The following is a 19,768-nucleotide window of genomic DNA, read 5'->3' on the forward strand; positions in this document are numbered from 1 at the left end:
ATTTATGATTCGTAATTTTTATGTATATCTAAAAATATTTTAAATAATTATCTTATGTATTTTTATTATAATTTCACAAAATAAATATCATGATTTTACTCAACAAATGAATAATAATTTATTAGATAATATTTAAGAAAGGCGTAAAATGGAAAGAAATGAATTGCAAAGCTTACAAGAATTAAAAGAAGAAGAAAAAATAAAAATTTTAGATCGTGCAAGCAATGGTATATTAGAAAAAGAAAATGCAGATTTTCTAATAAAACTTATCGATAATGCAGAAAATAAAACAGAAGTTTTGAAAATATCAGCTCTAGGTATGACTTATAAAAGAACAGGTTTTCATTTTGATGTGCGTTTGGAGAAAAATGAAGGACAAACAATAAGATATTTGAAAAAGAATGAGAATCTTAGTTTTGATCAAGGTGGAATTACTCATAAACTTATAATAGGCGATAATTATCCTGCACTTTTAAATCTTTTGATTAGCTATAAAAACAAAATTAAAGTAATTTATATAGATCCACCTTATGGAAAAGATGATTTAGGTGCATTTGCACAAACTAATTACAACAATGCAATCACAAGAGATAATTTGCTTTCCATGCTTTATCCAAGATTAATACTAGCAAGACAACTTTTAAAAGATGATGGTGTTATTTTTTGTAGTATCGATGATAGAAATCAAGCTTATGTTAAATGTTTGTTTGATGAAGTTTTTGGTGAGGGAAATTTTGTAGAAACTTTTATTTGGAACAAAACAGAAACACCTCCAAGTTTATCTTGCAAAACGCGAAAAACACATGAATATGTCCTTTGCTATCAGAAAAATATTAATAATGATAAGATGATTGCTAAATATATTTCTGGAGGAGATGCTCCATTGTATAATGAGAGTAATTCTGTAATAGAATTAAATTTTTTAGCTAATTATGTTGATACTAATTTAAAAGATGGTGTATATCTTAAAGGAAAACGAGATAAAATAGAATTATTGGATGATGTTTTAGTGCAAAATGGAAAAATAGTTAATAATTTTAGATTACAAGGTAATTTTAGGTGGACGCAAGAATTTTTAGATAAAGAAGTTAAAGATGGTACAAAATTGATTGTGAAAGGTGACAAATTTGCAATTAGATATTGTAGAGATGGAAGTAGAAGTGTAACTCCAACAAATTATATTTCTAATAAAATATTATATGAAATATCGAAAGAAATTTCTAAAAAAGATAATGTTGGTACAAATGAAACAGCTACTAGTGAGCTGAAAGAAATTTTTCAAAATAAAATTTTTAACTACAACAAACCACTTAGTTTAATTCAATATCTTTGTAAAATTATTAATGATAACGAATCTATCATTTTAGACTTCTTTGCAGGCAGTGGAACTACAGGACATGCTGTTTTGGAATTAAACAAACAAGATGGTGGTAATAGACAATTTATTTTAGTTACTAATAATGAAATAACAGATTTAAATCCAAATGGAATTGCCCTAGATGTTACTTCAAAGCGTTTAAAAAGAATCATGAGTGGAGAATGTTATGATGAAAGTAAAGATTTTAAATGGTTGGAAAAAAATACTCCTTATGGAGATAGCTTAGAAGTTAGTGAAATTGAAAATATTGCTTCAAGCGATCATTCAGTTTTTGAAAAAATAGATGAAAAACTTTATGGAAAAGATTTTGAAAATATCCATGATAAAATAGAATGGATATGTAAAGAATTTGAGCTAACTTGCAGAAAAATAGAAGGTGAATGATGAAACAAGAAATTATAGAATTACAAAATGAAACTGTAAATTCCTTGTTTAATTTAGCCATGCAAGGGAAAGAAAATATCACCTTAAAAGCACCCACTGGAAGTGGTAAAACATATATGATGGCAAGCTTGATGAATAAAATGCTAGAAATTGATGATGATTTTATTTTTATAGTTTCTACTCTTTCTAAAGGAAAATTAGCAGGACAAAATTTTGAAAGTTTTGCAAATTTATCTTTAAATACTTTTACAAGATTAAACCCTTTTTACATTAGTAGTGGTGCAGAAAATACAAAAAATACAGAATATAGTCTATATATTGATATAAATCATAATGTGTTTGTTTTGCCTACTTCACAATATACTAAAGCAAGTAGAATTAGTAAAGAAAAAAGCTTATTAGTATTTTTAGAAACTTGCAAAAATCTAGGTAAAAAAATAATTTTAATAAGAGATGAAAGCCATATAGCTACAAATCTGCTAAATGAGTTATCAAATTATTTTACTCAAGTTATTAATTTTTCAGCTACTCCTAAAAACGATCAATTTGATGTTTGTATATCAGAAAACGACGCTGTTAGTGCAAATTTGATTAAAAAAGTAGAATATATAGAAGATGAAGAAGATTTAGAAAGTGGATTAAGCAAAGCTTTAGATAAATTTAAAAGCATTAAAGAAGTTTATAATAAAGAAGGGATAGTTCCTGCTTTTATAATACAAATTTCTAATCAAAATAATGCAGAATATGAAATGGAAATCATCAAAAAAGTTTTGAAAGAAAAAGATTTAAAATGGGTATGTTTTGTAGAAAAAGAAAATGGCTATGAAAGTAATAGTAGATTAGAAAAAGTAAAAAATAAAAGCCTGTGGCAAAACTATGTTAAACAAAATGATTTTCCTATTGACGTTGTAATCTTTAAAATGGTTATAACAGAAGGCTTTGATATGCCTAGAGCTTGTATGCTTTATCAAGTTAGAAATTCACAATCTAAACAACTTGATGAGCAAGTTATTGGACGTATAAGGCGTAATCCTTGTTTAACATATTTTGAAAAATTAGATAAAAATACTCAAGAAATTTTTAGCACAGCTTATGTTTATGGTATAAAACCTAAAGAAGATCAAAATAAACGCACAATAGTAAAATTAAAGGGTGAAATTAATAAAGGTTTATTTGAAAACGAAATAATTAAAGAATTTGCTCCATTTAAAATCACTGTTCTTAGAGAGGTTGCTTTAGATGATATAGATATATCAGATTGTATTAACAATGATATAGAATACTATAATGAGTCTATTTTTAAAGCTTATAAAAAATTTCAATCTTGTAGTGATAAAGTAAAAGAAAAGCAAAGAGATTTTGTTACAGATTTTAATAAATGGTTTGTGTTTAATGCTAATTTAGATAATATCAGCAATAAGGTAAGTTCTGTTGTTGAAGATTATGAAAAATATGGAGATGTAGTTGAAGTTCAATTAAGAGATGATATTTATAGTTTTTTTGATAGCAACGGAAGTTCAGTTATATTTACTGATTGGATATGGGAAAGTAAAGGGAGTAGATTTCAATTTGATAGTGAAGCTGAAGAGGAGTGGTTTACAATCCTTGCTAATTTAAAAGATATATGTTGCAAAAAAATAAAAATTAATAATGTAGAAGTTTCTTTATTTGGTAAGAATTTCATAGATAAATCAAATATTAAATTTGATTATTATTACACAAGAAAACACACAAGTTATCCCGACTTTATTTTTAAAGATAAGCAAAATAAAATTCATATTTTTGAAGTAAAAAGTGTAAATAAAAGTAGTTCTTCAAATATAGATGAGACTTCATATAAAGAAAAAATTGAAAAACTAAAAGAAGCTTATACTTATGCAAGTGAAAAAACAGGGTATATTTTTTACATTCCCGTGAAAATCGGTGGTGATTGGAAAATATGGAAATGTGAAAATGGAGTGGTTGAAGAAAATATAAATGAAGAAATGTTTGTTGAATATATGAGAGGTGAAAAGCAAGGTAGGTTATTTTGATTTTTGTTAGCATGTGATAGTTCTTGAGTATGAGCGAATAGTTTTACTTAAAGAACTATCAAATCAAGATTAATTATAATATCTTAAAAATTTTCTTCTTTCCACCTTTTTCTTGTGCTTCATAAAAAATACTCCAATAAATGTTTTTATATTTATCTAGCAGTTTCCATAAAGCATTTCTACCTACTATTTCTACATAATCTTGTTCAATTTTCTTTTTGATTTTACTTGCTAAATCTTGCTGACAAATACCATTTTTGTTTTCATTAAGAATTTCTTTAACGAGATTAAGGGTAATTTGTGTTTTATGATTTTCTGCAAATTCTAAATAATCCACAAATTCAAATTCTAAATTTAATGTGTTTATTTTAAATGCCTGAGATTTTGTAACAAATCTTCTTTTTTGAGGCTCTAAAAGAATGACAAACTCTTCATCTGTTTTAATATCTTTTTTATGTAAAAAATATCCTTCATCTACACTATCTAAAAAAGTTGTTGCACCTTTGTAGGCTTTATTATTTTCATCTGGTTTTTGTTTTGGTTGATGATGCAGAAAAATAATAGTAGCTCCATTATCTCTTATTTTTTGCAATTCATCAAAAACTTTAATCATTGTAAAGTCTTTATTAAAATCATCTTGAATAAAATTTCTAATACTATCAATTACAATTAATGTGTTTTTTAAATCTTTAGCTTTTTTTAAATCTCTAAAAAGACTAAACTTATTTGTATTGTTAGAAAAAAAATAATAAAAATTTGAACTTTTTAAAAATTCACTTCCTTTTCGTTCTTTCAGTATTCTTTCATTATTGTCGCCATCAAAATAAAATATACGATCTATTTTGTTATTATCAAGTAGATATTTACTTAAATATAACATAAAATAACTCTTACCGCTTCCTGCGCTAGCATAAAACATTACTAAAGACTGTTTTACAAGAAAACTATCTATCAACCATTCAAAATCAATGTTTTCTAGTTTTTCTATATTTACTTGCTTGAAATTCTTTTCAAAAACAATATCAAGTAGTAGCTTGTTGCTCTTTATAGAATTCATAAATTCCCTTTGACCATGTTTTTATCTAGCCATATTTCAATCTCACTTCTTTTATATAGAATTGTTTTTCCTAATTTAATAAAAGGCAAGGAGTTAGCTTGATTTTGATTTTTTTGCATACGCATTTTATATTGTTTACTAAGACTAATTCCAAATTCGCATTCTAATTGCTTAGGGGTTAAAAAATTTTTGTTTTTTGGTTCTATAATTTGCATGTATTATCCTTTATATTTTCATAAAATAATAATTTATTTTCTAAAAATTGTCAATAATTATCATTAAATTTTTTTATTTTCTTTAAAATTATTTTATTGTAGAATATATTTTATGAAAACGATAGGTGAAAAATTAAGAGATTTGCGGAATGCTTACGGATTAAGCCAAAGAGAATTTGGAGAAAAAGTAGGTATTACTAAAGGTAGTATCAATTCTTATGAAAACAATGTAAATTCTATTACTCAAGGTGCAAAATGGAAAATTTTGCAAGCAACAGGGATAGGGTTTGAATACTTTGATTCTGATATGACACTAAGTGAGGCCTTTAAAAAATACAATATAGATATAAGTAAAAAACTTGAATTTAAGAAAATAGAAGAAAGTATTTGTGCTATATGTGATGGAGTTAAAAACTATATAGATGGAAAATATTTAGAAACATTTAATATAAAATCATTATTTTTAAATCATTTATTTGATGGTATGGGATATTTTGATTTGTGTTTTTTAAAAGTAAAACATAATGAATTAGAGCCTTATGCAAAAAATGGTGATATTTTAGTTGTATCAAGTAATAAAAATGCTGAAAATGGAGATAAAATCATCATTAATTACAAAGAAAATATTCTTATAGTTCAATATTTTCATGAGTTTGATAAAATAATACTTAAAACTATGAGTGGAGAAGAAATAAAATTTTATAATAGTGAATTTAGTGATTGTGTAGACATTTTAGCAATTATAAAAGGTAAATTTTATTTTGAAGTATGATTACTAAAGAGATAGAAATGAATAAAGGGCTTAGAATTCTTAAGCTTTACAATGAGTTAGGAAAGCTTTTATAAGGTAAAGAAGTATTGAATATTTAAAAAAATATGTTAAACATTCTAAAAGTTTGATTTTATGGATAATTTTCCTACAGAAAGTAAAAAGAAAATTTTATAATCTGTTTCAAGTTCTGTAATATAAGGTTTTATACTCTTTTTAATGAAATTAAAAAGAGTATAAAAATAATTATGAGAAATAAAATATAATATATTTATATTCCTAAAAATTCTAAATTATTTAAATAATCATCATACCATTGTAAAAGTTTTCTTTTTTGAATGATGGTTGCTTTTTCTCTTTCATAAGAAAATTTTATTTGATTAAGTTCTTTATGTGCTAAAACGCTTTCAATAACTTCTTCGCTAATATTTAATTTTAAGAGCTCTGCCTTATGTTGAGAGCAAATAGTTCTAAATGTAGCTCTAAAACCATGAGAGCTAGCTCGCTTGTGCCATTTATTTTTACCTCCTAAATTTTTAATGGCTTTACCTATGCTATCTCTATTAATATGTCCTTGTATGGTTTGTGCAGGAAAAACAAAATCGCTAATTTCTCCGCTAAATAAAAATTGCTCTTTTAATACCTTAATCATTGTTTTTGTAAGTGGAATTTCATGTGCAATTTTTGTTTTTGTTTCATTTGCTGGTATAGTCCAAATTTGTTTTTCAAAATCAATATTAGCCCATTTTACACTAGCAGTGTTAAAAGGTCTATTGATACTAAGAATTTGTAAATACAAAGCCCTTTTTGTTTGTTTTTCCATTCTATTATCTTGCTTTAGATCTTGAATAAATTCTTTTAAATCTTCTGATTGAATTAAGGCAGGGTATCTTGTATCTATATTATGGTTGTTTTGAAATCTTTTAGGGGAAGCAAAGTTATCTTTTAAGCCATCGCTAGGATCAAAATCAATATATCTATCTTTTAAGGCTATTCTAAAAATACCCTGAACATGATTGATTAAACGGTGTATGGTTTCTAACCTACTTGTATAAGGATTATTTGGATTATAAATAGCATTAAATATAGATAATAAATCACTATATTTTATGTTTTTTACATCTAAATTTCCTAAACTTGGCATGAGATATTTTTCTACCATTTGTATAATTTTTTTAACATAGCTATCGCTAAGACATTTTTTTTGTTTTTGATCTATATAAAGAATAAATAAGTTTTTAAACTTATATTTATCATTTCCATTTTTTAGCAATCGTATATCTTTACATTTTTCAAATTCTTTTAAAAACTGAATAGCTTCTTTTCTAGCTTCAGCTACACTATAAATTCCTTCTCTAAATTCTTTAAGTTTTGTGTATTTGTCATTAATTTTAATACTAAAAGTTTTTTGGCCACTAGGATATACAAAAACATAAAGCTCTTTTGGATTACCTACAGCTTTTTTGTATCGTTTATCACTAGGTTTTAAATTTCTAATATCTTTATCTTGTAAGCTTTGTTTTGCTATGTTTGCCATTATTTTCCTTTAAAGAACCCTATTAGGTTTTAAGAACCCTAATAATGACCTTAATTAATTGAAAATAATTATAACACAAAAGAAATTAATTGAAATCAAAGATCATTTAGTTTGTTTATATATAGCATTTTAAAAGCATTTTTTGGAAATTAAAGAAATCGAAAGAAATAAAAAATGGTGGCTCCGATTGGACTTGAACCAACGACCACCACCATGTCAAGGTGGTGCTCTACCAACTGAGCTACGGAACCAAAAAATGAAAATTATATAAAAATATTTTTACATTGTGCTTAAAATCACTTTTTAACTTTTTTTATATCATTTAGCCATAAGTCTAGCTGCGCTTCAAAACCTATGCCTTTGCTATGATAAAATTTCAAATCTTTTTCTAGATATTTTTGCTTAACCCAGCCTCCAAAATCATGCGGATAAAGGTAGTTTTTTCTTTGTGGGTTGTTATTATCAAGATAAGGAAGTATTTTTAATGCGGGGTTGTTTTGCACATAATTTAGTGCTTCATTTATAGCAAGATAGCTTGAGTTTGACTTGGGCGAACTTGCTAAAAATACCACACACTGAGCTAAGATGATCCTAGCTTCAGGATAGCCTATGTTTTTTACTGCTATGAGTGTGCTTGTGGCTAGATTAAGTGCTTGCGGGTTTGCATTTGAGATATCTTCACTTGCAAATATCACTAATCTTCTAGCGATGAAATCCGCACTTTCGCCCCCATCAATCAACCTCGCAAGATAATATAAACTCGCATCCACATCACTTCCTCTTAAGCTCTTTATCATAGAACTAGCTAGTTTATAGTGTGTGTCTTTACTTGAAGTACCATCGCTTAAAACATTTGCTCTTAATTTTTTCAAAGTTTTAAGCGTGATATGAGTGCTATCTAAAGCCAAAGCAAACTCGCATAAATTTAAAAAACTTCTTGCATCATTTGCACTAGAAGTGATTAAAAAGTCTTTGGCATCATCATCGATTTTACATTGGAGTTTTTCTTGCACTTTTGTGGCAAGTTTTTCTAAGTCTTTATACTCTAAACCTTTAAATTCAAAAAGCATACTTCTACTTCTTATGCCTGAAGTTAAAGTAAAGTAAGGGTTTTCAGTGCTTGCACCTATGAAAAGGCATTTTTGATTTTCCAAAGGGATTAAAAGCATTTCTTGTTGGGTTTTTGAAAGCCTATGTACCTCATCAATAAATATCAAAGGTTTATATAAAGAATTTTCATAATTACTTAGTATTTTTCTAAGTTCTTCAAGCTTAAAATTTCCTCCATCAAACTCATAAAAGTCTAGTTTATACTCATACGCTATAGCCCTTGCAAAAGAGGTTTTTCCACAACCTGCTGGACCAAAAAATACACTATGGGGGAGTTTTGAAACTTGTATGAATTTTTTAAAAATTTCTACTAAATTTTCTTGTCCTAAAACCTCATCTAAAGTTTTAGGACGAAAAGTTAAGCTTAAATTTGTCATTGTGGATTTATGGTAAGTCTTTCGCCATTAATGATAGTTGTAACATCACTTTTATTAGAATCATCATAGATAAAATCAAGCACATAAGAGCCATTATTATCTACAAAATAAGTATCAAAATTTGCAAAATCAGGCCAAATTTGACTAGGAAGAATTTCTGTGTTTGCGTGAAATTGTGATTTTATATTATTTTCAGTGAAAATAGTTTGTCCATTTGCGTCAAATTTTTTATCTTCTTTTTCAAAGCTTAGGTTATTTAAGATGATTTGTGGGTTTGCTTTTAAAAACTGACTTGCTAAAAGCATCATAGAAAAAATATCAGTATTTGAGTTTTGTACTAAGCTATCATAAGCTTTTTTAGAAAGATTATTAAAATTCATATCTAAGTTAATGTTATTTAGCATAAAATTTTCATTTGCAAGGTTAAATTTAGCTAAATCTAGTTTTAAAACACTATCATAATCATTTTGAGCATTTTGAGCTGTTTTTGCAAAAATTTTTAATTTATCAAAGTCAAAAGCAATAGAACTTATAAAATTAGCACTATCAATGCTTATATTTTGCTCACTATTTCTACTAGGGCTAAAAATATCACTAAAACTTAATTTTTGTATAGGAAATTCAGAAATTTTGATATTTTTTGCTTCTAATTTTTCTTCATGAGATAATTGTTCTAATAAAACATAACCTAGATTAAGTTCCATATTTTTTACAAATTCCTCAGAGCCTATAATCTTAAAAGATGTATTATTTAAAACTAAATTTGTATCATTGCGGGTAAAATTAATATCATTTATTTTTGCATTGATGTTAATGTCTCCACCTTTTGCACTAACTAATATTTTAAAGATTTCTTCATTTGGGAAAATGCCTTTTAAATCTTCATTTTCATTTAAAATAGAAACGATGGCATTATTACTTGCAAAAAAATTATTAGAAAAATCCACATTCACTTTAAAACTATAAGGCAAGTCATTTAGTGTAGCTATAAAACTTCCTTTGGAATTTAAAAGTCCTTTGGTATAGTTAGCATCTTCAACACTGTAATATGGTGTATCTTGGCTCATTTGAGCAAATATTTTTCCATTGATAGTGTTAATGTAAGAAGTTGAAACAAAAAACCCTATAGCTAGTAAAACTACTACTACAACCCCTGCGATGATTTTTTTCATTCATTTTCCTTAAGTGAAATTTTAAAAATTATATATTTTTATTACTAACTAATGCTTATAAAATTCTCACATTTATACATTACTTAACTTTTTTTCTTATAATTGCACTATTTAAAATCAAAGGTAAAAAAATGAAACTTTTTGGAACAGATGGAGTACGCGGTAAAGCAGGGGAGTTTTTGGATTCGTTTTTAGCTATGCGTTTGGCTATGGCTGCTGGAATTTATTTTAAAGACAAAGCCCTTACAAACAATATCTTAGTAGGAAAAGATACAAGAAGAAGCGGTTATATGATAGAAAATGCTATCGTTTCAGGACTTACTTCTATAGGTTATAATGTTATAGAAATAGGTCCTATGCCAACACCTGCTATCGCGTTTTTAACTGAAGATATGCGTTGTGATGCAGGGATTATGATATCAGCTTCACATAATCCTTACTATGATAATGGTATTAAATTTTTTGATGCACATGGAAATAAACTTGATGAGCAAGCAGAAGCAAAAATAGAAGAAATTTATTTTAATGATAAACTCATAGAAGAAGCAAGAACAACAAAATCTCAAATTGGTCAAGCAAAAAGAATTGATGATGTGATAGGAAGATATATTGTTTCTATAAAAAATTCTTTTCCTAAAGAGCTGACTTTAAAGTCTTTACGCGTTGTTTTAGATGTGGCTCATGGGGCTTCTTATAAGGTAGCACCTACGGTTTTTAAAGAACTTGGTGCAGATGTAATTGTGATCAATGATAAGCCAAATGGTTTAAATATCAATGAAAATTGTGGGGCTTTACATCCTTTAAATTTAGCTTTGGAAGTAAAGAAATTTAGAGCAGATGTGGGCTTTGCTTTTGATGGGGATGCAGATCGTTTGGTTGTTGTGGATGAAAAAGGCGAAGTAGCCCATGGAGATAGTCTTTTAGGTGTTTTAGCTTTATTTTTGAAAAAACAGGGCAAGTTAAAATCAAGCGTGGTTAGCACTATAATGAGTAATGGTGCTTTAAAAGAGTTTTTAACTAAACATAAAATCACGCATGAGACTTGCAATGTAGGCGATAAATACGTGCTTGAAAAACTCAAAGAATGTGGTGGAAATTTTGGCGGGGAACAAAGCGGGCATATTATCTTTAGTGACTATGCAAAAACTGGAGATGGTTTGGTAGCTGCTTTACAATTTAGTGCTTTAATGCTTAGTGAAGCAAAAAGTGCAAGTGAAATTTTAAATCAAGTTAAGCCTTATCCACAACTTTTGCATAATCTTAAAATTTCAGAGAAAAAAGACTTAAGCAAGCTTGCAGGTTTAGAAGAGTTAAAAAAAGATTTAGAAAAAAAAGGAATTGCTAGTTTGTTTAGGTATTCAGGTACAGAAAATTTAATACGCTTATTGCTTGAAGCAAAAGACATTAAGCTTTTAGAAAAAGAAATGAAAGCTGTTGAAAGCTTTTTTATGAAAGCATTGAATGCTTAAAACCCTGCCTTTAAAATTTTGGCTTGTTTTTGCTTTGATTTTTATACTTGATCAAGCAAGTAAGTATTTGTTTTTACAAGGGCTTGAGTATAAGGGTGAATTTTTTGATTTAGTTTTAACTTATAATACCGGTGTGGCCTTTTCAATGTTTGCATTTTTAGGAGAGTATTTAAAATACATACAGCTTGTTTTTATTTTGGCTTTGTTTGGGTATTTGCTTTATCAAAAAGAGTTTCTTAAAACACATTTGATCGCTTTTGCCATTATGCTATCTGCTGGGTGTTCAAATTTACTTGATCGCTTTGTGCATATAGGTGTAGTGGATTTTGTATTTTGGCATAAGTGGTTTGAATTTGCTGTGTTTAATTTAGCTGATGTGATGATAAACATTAGCGTAGCTTTGATTTTAATAAAAGAAATTTTTAATAAAAAAGGAGAAAAATGTTAGATTTTTTGAATGAATGGTATTTATGGATTAAAATGGTGCATTATTTGGCTTTTGTTTCATGGATGGCTGGAATGTTTTATTTGCCAAGACTTTTTGTTTATCACACAGAGCATAAAGACAATAAAGGCTTTGTGGAAGTGGTGAAAATTCAAGAAAGAAAATTGTATTTTTATATCCAAACTCCTGCTATGATAGCTACTGCAATCACTGGAAGTTTGATGATGATGGCTAATAAAGATGTGTTAATGGTAGGTGGATATATGCATGCTAAATTAACCTGTGCTTTACTTTTAATCATTTATCATTTGCAAAATTATTATTATTATAGACAACTTCAAAATGATACTTGCAAAAAAAGTGGGAAATTCTTTAGAGCTTATAATGAAATTCCAACAATATTATTTATAATCATCGCTATTATGATGGTGGTAAGACCGTTTTAGTAAAAAGCCTTTTTTTAAAGGCTTTTTATCCTTTAAACTCCATACTTTTAAAATCAAGTGGATCAACATTTTCTTGCATGATATTAATGCGTTCTTTATCTTGTAAGCGTTTATCATCTCTAAATACAGCACGCACTAAATCCATACCGGTGTAAAAATCTTTCATTAATACCATAAACAAATAACGTCCAAATTCACTTGTATATAAAGTATTGTTTTCTTTTTTTATAGCTTTACTTAGTTTAAGGCCTAAAAGTTCGATGAAAAGATCTTTTTCTAAATTACAATCTAAAGTTTTATTAAATTTATCAATCTCGATTTTACCAGTAAACATTTCGGTTAAAAAGACATATTTGATGATTTCTTTTTTACCAAAATTAGCTTTAGCAATATTTGCATTTTGTTTTTCTTTGATGAGTTTAGAATAATCATTTAAATTAAAAGCATTGATTAAAAGTTCTCCATCTAAAAAGCTAAAAGCCCCACTTCCAACGCCTAAATACTCATGATGGCTACTTACATACTCATCATTAAAGCTACTTTTTTCTAAAGAAAATGACCATGCATTATTTCTTTCATAATCTTTGAAAAAATCTACAATGATTTTATAAAACTCAAATTCATTATCTTTAAAACTTACTCCTAAAGTTTTTGCGATATTATCTTTAGTTAAATTGGATTTCATCAAAGGATAAGTTGTGATTTGTTGAGGTTTTAAACTCTTAGCTATTTCTAAATCATTGAGTAATTGCTCTTTGGTTTGAGAAGGAAAATTAAAAATCAAATCAAGACTCATAATAGGAAGCACGCCTATGGCTTTAGAGAGTTTTTCTTGAAGTTCTTTACTTGAACCAAATTTATGATATCTTGCTACTTTTTTTAAAGTATCATCATCAAAACTTTGTATACCGCAACTTAAACGATCTATAAGCCCTTTAAACATTTCTAATTTTTTCGGGTCAATATGGTTTGGATCGGTTTCACAAGAAATTTCTTTGATGTTAAATAATTTTTTGCAAAGTTCTAAAGTTTTAGCAAGCTCTTCTTCGTTGATTAAAGTAGTACCACCACCCACATACATAGAAGTAAAATCAAATCCTTTATCTTTGACTTGTTTGATTTCTTCTCTTAAACTTTCAAAATATCTTTTTGCTAAATCTTCATTGTAATAATACTTATGAAAACTACAATATGGGCAAAAAGTATGACAAAATGGTATGTGAGCATAAAGCATATAAGATTTTTTTGGATTAACTTTTTTTTCTTGTCCTTCTTTTAAAAGTTTCACATCAAAACCATTTTCTAAAGATTTTTGCATAGCTTTGTGTGAGTAAGAAAGAGCTAAGTTTTGTAAAAAATTCATATTTTTCCTAAATTTTCATTTTGTAGTTATTTAAAAAGACTATAATTGTATCATATTTTTACAAAGGCTTTATAATGAAAAAGATTTTTATAGCATTTTTTGTATTTTTATTAGGGCTTATAAGCGTGTCAAATTCTGCGCCTTTAGATGAAATTTTTCAAGATGTTAATGTTTCAGGTAGTATGCGTTATCGTTTTGAGCATAATAGCCCAAAAGATAGAGGAAATAATAATTTTAATCAAAGAATTCAAATTCAAATGCATTAACAACTAAGCCTTAAAGACTTAGTCGTTATAAAAGTTTTCCTTTAAGTTTTCTTCCATAGCTTTGATGTTTTCTTTTGATTCTTCTTTAGCGTTAAATCCTCCACCAAAAGCTTTCATAACATCTACGATAGAATTTGCAAGCTCATAAGATGAGTTAGTATAAGAAAGTTTAGCATTTAAGTAATTTCTTTGATCTTGTAAAAAATCAGCCAAGTTAATCACACCATTTTCATATCTTAAGGTGGAAATTTCATAAATTTTACTTTGAGCTAGAAATAAATTTTTATAATTTTGCTCATTCTCATAATAGCTTTGGCGGTTAAATAAAGCAAGTCTTATTTCCCCAAAGGCTGTTTTTAAGGTATTTTCATATTGTAAAAATGCTTCATCTTTGGTAAGTTTTGCAATATTAACATTATTCATAATCTCACCCCAATGAAAAATCGGCATTGCAAAATTTCCAGCTACATTCCAAGTATTGCTTCCATGTTTGACTAAAAGATCTAAATCATTGCTTTGAAAGCCCAAAAGTCCTGTTAAAGAAAGGTTTGGTAAAAATGCAGTTCTAGCTACTCCAACAAGATAGTTTTTTTCTTCTAAAGTTTTTAAACTAGCTTGTACATCAGGTCTTTGAAGTAAAATTTCACTACCAATGCCCTCAGGTATGCTAAGTTCGTATTGTCCTATTTTTTTATACTCTATGCTATTATAAAGTATATCATCAATATCATTTGAAGTTAAGATTTTTAAAGCTTTGGTGTTAGCTTCTTTTTGAATTTTAGCATTTGTGAGTAAAACTCTTGAATTTTCAAGCTCAGCTTTAAATTTGTTAAGCTCATACTCACTAATTACTCCAAGTTTAAAATGCTCTAATTTTAACTCATAAGTTTTTTGATAACTTTGGGTTGTTTCTTCTAAAATTTTTACTTGCTCGCTTAAGCTTGCTAGATTAAAATAAGTTTTTACTACATTAGAAATTAAGCTTAATCTCGCACTTTCATAGTCAAACTCACTAGCTTGTAATTTTGCTTTTGAAGCACCATAAGTATCTCTGTATTTGCCCCATAAATCTACTTCATAGCTTAAATTTAAACCCATGTTAAAATCATTACCATAGACAAATTCATTACTTTTGTTGCTTGGAGCATTAATGCTAGTTTTTCCTCTTGCTCCACTAGCACTTCCATCAAGCTTAGGAAGCAAATCACTTCTTGCTATACCTAAAGTTTCATAAGCTTTTTGTAAATTCATATATGCAATTTGCAAGTCATTATTGTTTTTTAAAGCTTGATCAACTAAGGTGTTTAAATAATTATCATTAAAAGCTTTCCACCATTGTTTATTAATGCTAATGTTTTGATCTAAACTTTTAGTGTAATTTACATCTTTGATTTCTAAATTTGGTTTTAAACTGCAAGCTGTTATTAAAAAACAACTTGCAAAAATTATTAACTTACGCATTGATTTTACCTCTTTTTTTATCAAGCCATTTATTAAAGCTTTCTAGTAAATAGAAAAATAAAGGCACAAAGAAAATGGCTATAGTAGAAGCTGCTATCATACCCCCTATAACACCTGTGCCTATTGCATGACGGCTTGCACTTCCTGCTCCATAAGCAAAATATAAAGGTAAAATACCACAAATAAATGCCAATGAAGTCATTACAATAGGTCTAAATCTTAATTTTGCCGCACTAATAGAAGCTTCAAAAATACTTTTTCCTTTTTTAAGGTGTTCTTCCATAGCAAACTCAACAATTAAAATGGCATTTTTAGCTGAAAGACCTATTAAAAGTAAAAGCCCTGTTTGAAAATATATATCATTTTCTAAGCCTCTAAGCCATACAAGAAGTAAAGAACCAAATACCGCAAAAGGTACAGCAGTGATTACCGCTAAAGGCATGAGCCATCTTTCATACTGTGCTGCTAGAATTAAAAATACAAATAAAAGTCCTAGCGCAAAAGCTACTTGACCTGCACCACTACTTGTGACTTCTTGATAAGCCGAACCTGCCCAGGCAATAGAATAATCCTCTCCCAAAGTTTCTTTAGCAACTTGAGCAATAGCATCAATTGCTTGTCCTGAAGTATAACCAGGAGCAGGATCGCCTTGCACTAGTGCTGATGGGAACATATTAAAGCGTTTTACATCATCAGGTCCAACTCCTCTATGAAGTGTTAAAACGCTATCTAAGGCTATCATAGAACCATCTTTTGCTCTAACAAAGATGTTTTTTAAGGCATTTTGTGTATTTCTAAAATCTCCAATGGCACTAATATTTACACGATAATTTTTCCCAAGCATAGAAAAATCATTTACATAATAAGTTCCTATAGTAGCATTTAGTGTACTAAATACATCAGCTAAATTTAAACCATAAAGTTTTACTTTATCACGATCAATTTCTAATTTTAATTGTGGGAAATTAGTATCAAGCGTTGTTCTTACGTTGTTAAGCTCAGGACGTTTGTTTGCTGCTTCAACTAATTTATTTACATCTGCTTGAATTTCATCATAGCTTTTACCACCACGATTTTGTGCATACATTTCAAAACCACCAGTTAAACTTAAGCCTTGGATTGGCGGTGGATTAACAAAGAAAGTTTGGAAATTTGGATTTAAAAAGTATTGTTTGTTATACATTCCTGTTAAATCAAAACTACTAGTATCTCTATCGTTCCAATCTTTTAAATTCACAAACATTGCACCGGCATTTTCTTTTAAAGAGCCTGTGAAAAGATCATAACCTATAAGACCTACAATATTTGTTATGTTTTCATTTTTGCGTAGTTCTTCTGCCATAGCATCCATGGATTGAGTAGTTCTATTAAGAGAAGATGCTGCAGGTAGATTAACAATAGTTAAAAAATTTCCTTGATCTTCAGCTGGAACAAGTGAGTTTGGTACTAATTTAAATAATCCATATAAACCACCTATTAAAAGAAAAAATATTATAACAAAACGTACAGTTCTTTTAAGTATATAAGCTACACCGGCTCCAAAAACTTCAGTAGACCAATCAAAAATATCATTAAATTTTTTCACAAAATAAAATGGTTCACCCTCGTTTCTTTTCAAAAAAATCGCACACAAAGAAGGAGTTAGAGTTAAAGCCACAAAACCTGAAATTGTAACTGAAATTGCCAGAGTTATAGCAAATTGTTTTTGAATTTCTCCCACAAAGCCAGATATAAATGAAACAGGTATAAATACTGCACAAAGTACAAGAACGATAGATACAACAGGTGCAGCAACTTCATCCATGGCTTTAATAGCTGCTTCTTTTATGCTTATATTTGGATCTTCATGCATGATTCTATCGATATTTTCAACCACAATAATCGCATCATCAACAACAATACCAATGGCCAAAACTAAAGCAAAAAGTGTAAGTAAGTTAATACTAAAGCCTAAGACATATAATCCTGCAAAAGTTCCTAAAATAGAAACAGGCACAGCAATCATAGGTATGATAGTTGAGCGGAAATTTTTTAAGAATAAATACATTACAATCACAACTAAAATAAGTGCTTCAAAAAAAGTTTTTACCACTTCTTTAATAGAAGCTTTAATAAATATAGTTGTATCATAAGGCACTTTATAGGCTAAGCCCTCAGGAAAACTTTTAGAAAGTTCTTCAAATTTTTTCTGTACCAATTCAGCTGTACTTACTGCATTTGCTCCAGTTTGTAAGAAAATCAAAATAGGAGTTGCATCATTTCCATTTAATCTACCATTGAATGTATATTCTCTTGAGCCCAAAGAAACTTCAGCCACATCTTTAAGTCTTAAAAAAGAACCATCACTATTGGCCCTTATGATAATATCTTCAAATTCTTTGGTATTTTTTAACCTTCCTTGCATAGTTACTGAATACACATAAGGAGATCTTTCTACCACAGGCTCTTGACCTATCTTACCAGTAGCATATTGAGCATTTTGCTCACTAACTGCAGCGATAACATCAGTTGCAGTAACTTGGTATTTATTTAATAAATCAGGATTAAGCCAAATTCTCATAGAATAATTTCTTGAGCCAATAGCCACAGCATTACCCACACCAGGAACCCTAGCAAGATCATCTAAGATATTTAATGCAGCATAGTTATATACTTCAAGTGAATCCATAGAACCATCAGGAGAATACAAAGTGGCAACCTCTAAAATGCTTGAACCAGTTTTTCTTACACTAACACCGGTTTTTTTAACATCTTCAGGTAGTTTTGCCATAGCAGCTGAAATTCTATTATTAACATCAACTGTTGCTTGGTCAGGATCTGTACCTATGTTAAAATACACACTTAAGCTCATATCGCCTGAAGAGCTTGAAGTTGAATCCATATAAATCATATTTTCAACCCCATTGATTGCGTCTTCAAGAGGAATAGCCACTGTTTGAGCCACTGTTTGAGCATCAGCGCCTGAGTAATTTGCACTTACTTTTACAACGGGTGGAGTTAGAGAAGGGTATTGTTCTACAGGTAAAGAATAAAGCCCTATAATCCCTGCTAAAGAAATGATAATAGCTACAACAGAAGCAAATACAGGTCTTTCTATAAAAAATTTAGAAAACATTATTTATTCTCCATTACGCTAACGCTTGCACCAGGTCGGATTTTTTTGAAGTTATTTAAAATCACTTTATCGCCATTTTTTAAGCCCTTGTCGATGATTGCTTTATCAGAAGTTTGATAGATAACATTAACAATAGTTTTAACTACTTTTCCATCTACTAAGGTATAAACATAAGTAGCGCTATCATCTTGTAAAAGTGCAGCTTGAGGAATTTCAAAACCATCTTTTTGAACAAAACCACCAACATGAACATTTGCAAAAGAACCAGGCATTAAGCTTGAGTTATTATTATCAAAAATAGCCTTTGCTTTTACTCCACCACTACGAGTGTCTATAACACTATCTATAAAATACAATTTTCCATTGAAAAGCTCACCGCCAACATTAGCTTGCACTTGGATATTTTCTAATTGCCAGTTGCCACTTTGAATATTTTTATTCATATTGATTTTATCTACATCAGAAATATAAAAGTCTGCAAAGATTGGATTAATGTTTGTAATGCGTACAAGCTCAGTTGATGAAGCATTTACATAATCACCCACATCCATTAGCGCATCTCCTAAAACCCCATCAAATGGAGCGCTTACCACGGTGTATTTTAAGTCTAATCTTGCATTAGCAAGCTTTGCTCTAGCACTTTCTAAATTAGCCTTGGTAGAATTAAATTTAGCCAAACTTGCATCAAATTCTTTTTGTGAAATAGCATTTTTTTCTATTAGAATTTGATCTCTTTTGAAATTTTTTTCAGCATCATCAAAATTTGCTCTTGCGACTAAAGCATCTCCATAAGCCATATTTACAGTTGCTTGGTATTTATCAGGCTCTATAAGAAAAAGCTTATCGCCTTTTTTAACAGCTTGGCCACTTTTGAAATATTTTGCTTTGATTTCACCGCTTACTTTAGGCTTGATCACCACATCTAATTCAGTGCTTAATCTTGCAGGATAGGTAAATTCTAAAGGTAAATTAGCACTTTGCATAGTCATAATACTTACAGGTTGAGGAGGGAGTTGTTTAACTTGTGCATTTTTATCATCTGAGCATGCTACAAATATAAGCGAGGCACAAGCTAGAGTTAAAAGTTTTGTTTTCATTGGTTTCCTTAAATTATTTATTTAGCTAAAAAAGTAATTTATATTACAAAATTGTATGATTGTTATTCTATCAA

Annotated in this window: 16 protein-coding genes and 1 tRNA gene; 7 read left to right on the top strand and 10 right to left on the bottom strand. The window is 28.7% G+C overall.

Features of this window, described 5'->3' with window-relative positions; translation table 11 throughout:
- Positions 1-148: 148 nt before the first annotated feature.
- Together CAMP5118_RS01555 and CAMP5118_RS01560 are read left to right on the top strand one after the other, a co-directional pair.
- On the top strand, positions 149-1,762 hold the full coding sequence (locus CAMP5118_RS01555; protein ID WP_337216438.1) for a site-specific DNA-methyltransferase: 1,614 nt from the start codon (positions 149-151) through the stop codon (positions 1,760-1,762).
- The gene (locus tag CAMP5118_RS01560) at positions 1,762-3,795 is read left to right on the top strand and encodes a DEAD/DEAH box helicase (protein WP_337216439.1); all 2,034 of its coding nucleotides are present in this window, start codon (positions 1,762-1,764) and stop codon (positions 3,793-3,795) included. Before CAMP5118_RS01555 ends, CAMP5118_RS01560 begins: the two co-directional genes overlap by 1 nt.
- Before the next feature lie 73 nt (positions 3,796-3,868).
- On the opposite strand, the gene CAMP5118_RS01565 is transcribed toward CAMP5118_RS01560, so the two are convergent.
- Both CAMP5118_RS01565 and CAMP5118_RS01570 read right to left on the bottom strand, forming a co-directional pair.
- A complete protein-coding gene (locus CAMP5118_RS01565; protein WP_039668990.1) occupies positions 3,869-4,852 on the bottom strand; it encodes an AAA domain protein in 984 nt (327 codons plus the stop codon).
- On the bottom strand, positions 4,849-5,067 hold the full coding sequence (locus CAMP5118_RS01570; RefSeq protein ID WP_002871904.1) for a helix-turn-helix domain-containing protein: 219 nt from the start codon (positions 5,065-5,067) through the stop codon (positions 4,849-4,851). The genes CAMP5118_RS01565 and CAMP5118_RS01570 overlap by 4 nt, the downstream gene beginning before the upstream one ends.
- Before the next feature lie 112 nt (positions 5,068-5,179).
- On the opposite strand from CAMP5118_RS01570, the gene CAMP5118_RS01575 reads away from it, so the two are divergent.
- Positions 5,180-5,839, top strand: a complete 660-nt coding sequence (locus CAMP5118_RS01575; RefSeq protein ID WP_002871903.1) for a helix-turn-helix domain-containing protein — start codon at positions 5,180-5,182, stop codon at positions 5,837-5,839.
- Positions 5,840-6,107: 268 nt separating this feature from the next.
- Here CAMP5118_RS01575 and CAMP5118_RS01580 read toward each other — a convergent pair whose 3' ends face one another.
- The 4 genes from CAMP5118_RS01580 to CAMP5118_RS01595 form a co-directional block, all read right to left on the bottom strand.
- Positions 6,108-7,373 (bottom strand): tyrosine-type recombinase/integrase, encoded by a 1,266-nt coding sequence (locus CAMP5118_RS01580; protein WP_039668989.1) that lies wholly within the window; start codon positions 7,371-7,373, stop codon positions 6,108-6,110.
- Positions 7,374-7,548: 175 nt separating this feature from the next.
- A tRNA-Val gene (locus tag CAMP5118_RS01585) sits at positions 7,549-7,624 on the bottom strand.
- A gap of 45 nt (positions 7,625-7,669) precedes the next feature.
- Positions 7,670-8,860 carry a replication-associated recombination protein A gene (locus tag CAMP5118_RS01590; RefSeq protein WP_337216440.1) on the bottom strand — a complete coding sequence of 397 codons (1,191 nt, stop codon included), beginning with the start codon at positions 8,858-8,860 and terminating at the stop codon, positions 7,670-7,672.
- Positions 8,857-10,032 (bottom strand): DUF945 family protein, encoded by a 1,176-nt coding sequence (locus tag CAMP5118_RS01595; protein ID WP_337216441.1) that lies wholly within the window; start codon positions 10,030-10,032, stop codon positions 8,857-8,859. The genes CAMP5118_RS01590 and CAMP5118_RS01595 overlap by 4 nt, the downstream gene beginning before the upstream one ends.
- A gap of 131 nt (positions 10,033-10,163) precedes the next feature.
- Between CAMP5118_RS01595 and glmM the strand changes: the two genes are divergently transcribed.
- The 3 genes from glmM to hemJ are packed head-to-tail and all read left to right on the top strand — an operon-like array spanning position 10,164 to position 12,392.
- Positions 10,164-11,501, top strand: a complete 1,338-nt coding sequence (glmM, locus tag CAMP5118_RS01600) for a phosphoglucosamine mutase (protein ID WP_039629248.1) — start codon at positions 10,164-10,166, stop codon at positions 11,499-11,501.
- The gene (gene lspA, locus CAMP5118_RS01605; protein ID WP_337216442.1) at positions 11,494-11,949 is read left to right on the top strand and encodes a signal peptidase II; all 456 of its coding nucleotides are present in this window, start codon (positions 11,494-11,496) and stop codon (positions 11,947-11,949) included. The genes glmM and lspA overlap by 8 nt, the downstream gene beginning before the upstream one ends.
- Positions 11,943-12,392, top strand: coding sequence for a protoporphyrinogen oxidase HemJ (hemJ, locus tag CAMP5118_RS01610; protein ID WP_263663669.1), 450 nt, complete (start codon positions 11,943-11,945; stop codon positions 12,390-12,392). Before lspA ends, hemJ begins: the two co-directional genes overlap by 7 nt.
- A gap of 25 nt (positions 12,393-12,417) precedes the next feature.
- Here hemJ and CAMP5118_RS01615 read toward each other — a convergent pair whose 3' ends face one another.
- Positions 12,418-13,755: a coproporphyrinogen III oxidase family protein gene (locus tag CAMP5118_RS01615; RefSeq protein WP_263679321.1), complete on the bottom strand. Its 1,338-nt coding sequence runs from the start codon at positions 13,753-13,755 to the stop codon at positions 12,418-12,420.
- Positions 13,756-13,829: 74 nt separating this feature from the next.
- Here CAMP5118_RS01615 and CAMP5118_RS01620 point away from each other — a divergent pair, with 74 nt between their 5' ends.
- Positions 13,830-14,021: a mini-MOMP protein gene (locus CAMP5118_RS01620; protein WP_039627274.1), complete on the top strand. Its 192-nt coding sequence runs from the start codon at positions 13,830-13,832 to the stop codon at positions 14,019-14,021.
- Positions 14,022-14,039: 18 nt separating this feature from the next.
- Here the strand turns inward: CAMP5118_RS01620 and CAMP5118_RS01625 are convergent, their stop codons facing one another.
- From CAMP5118_RS01625 to CAMP5118_RS01635, 3 genes are read right to left on the bottom strand one after another with little or no spacing between them, the layout of a single operon-like run.
- Positions 14,040-15,482 carry a TolC family protein gene (locus CAMP5118_RS01625; protein WP_337216443.1) on the bottom strand — a complete coding sequence of 481 codons (1,443 nt, stop codon included), beginning with the start codon at positions 15,480-15,482 and terminating at the stop codon, positions 14,040-14,042.
- Positions 15,475-18,597, bottom strand: coding sequence for an efflux RND transporter permease subunit (locus CAMP5118_RS01630; protein WP_337216444.1), 3,123 nt, complete (start codon positions 18,595-18,597; stop codon positions 15,475-15,477). The genes CAMP5118_RS01625 and CAMP5118_RS01630 overlap by 8 nt, the downstream gene beginning before the upstream one ends.
- Positions 18,597-19,694: an efflux RND transporter periplasmic adaptor subunit gene (locus tag CAMP5118_RS01635; protein ID WP_337215177.1), complete on the bottom strand. Its 1,098-nt coding sequence runs from the start codon at positions 19,692-19,694 to the stop codon at positions 18,597-18,599. The genes CAMP5118_RS01630 and CAMP5118_RS01635 overlap by 1 nt, the downstream gene beginning before the upstream one ends.
- Between the last annotated feature and the right edge of the window lie 74 nt (positions 19,695-19,768).

Origin of the sequence: Campylobacter sp. LMG 7929 (genome assembly GCF_024723595.1) — a bacterium.
GTDB lineage: Bacteria > Campylobacterota > Campylobacteria > Campylobacterales > Campylobacteraceae > Campylobacter_D.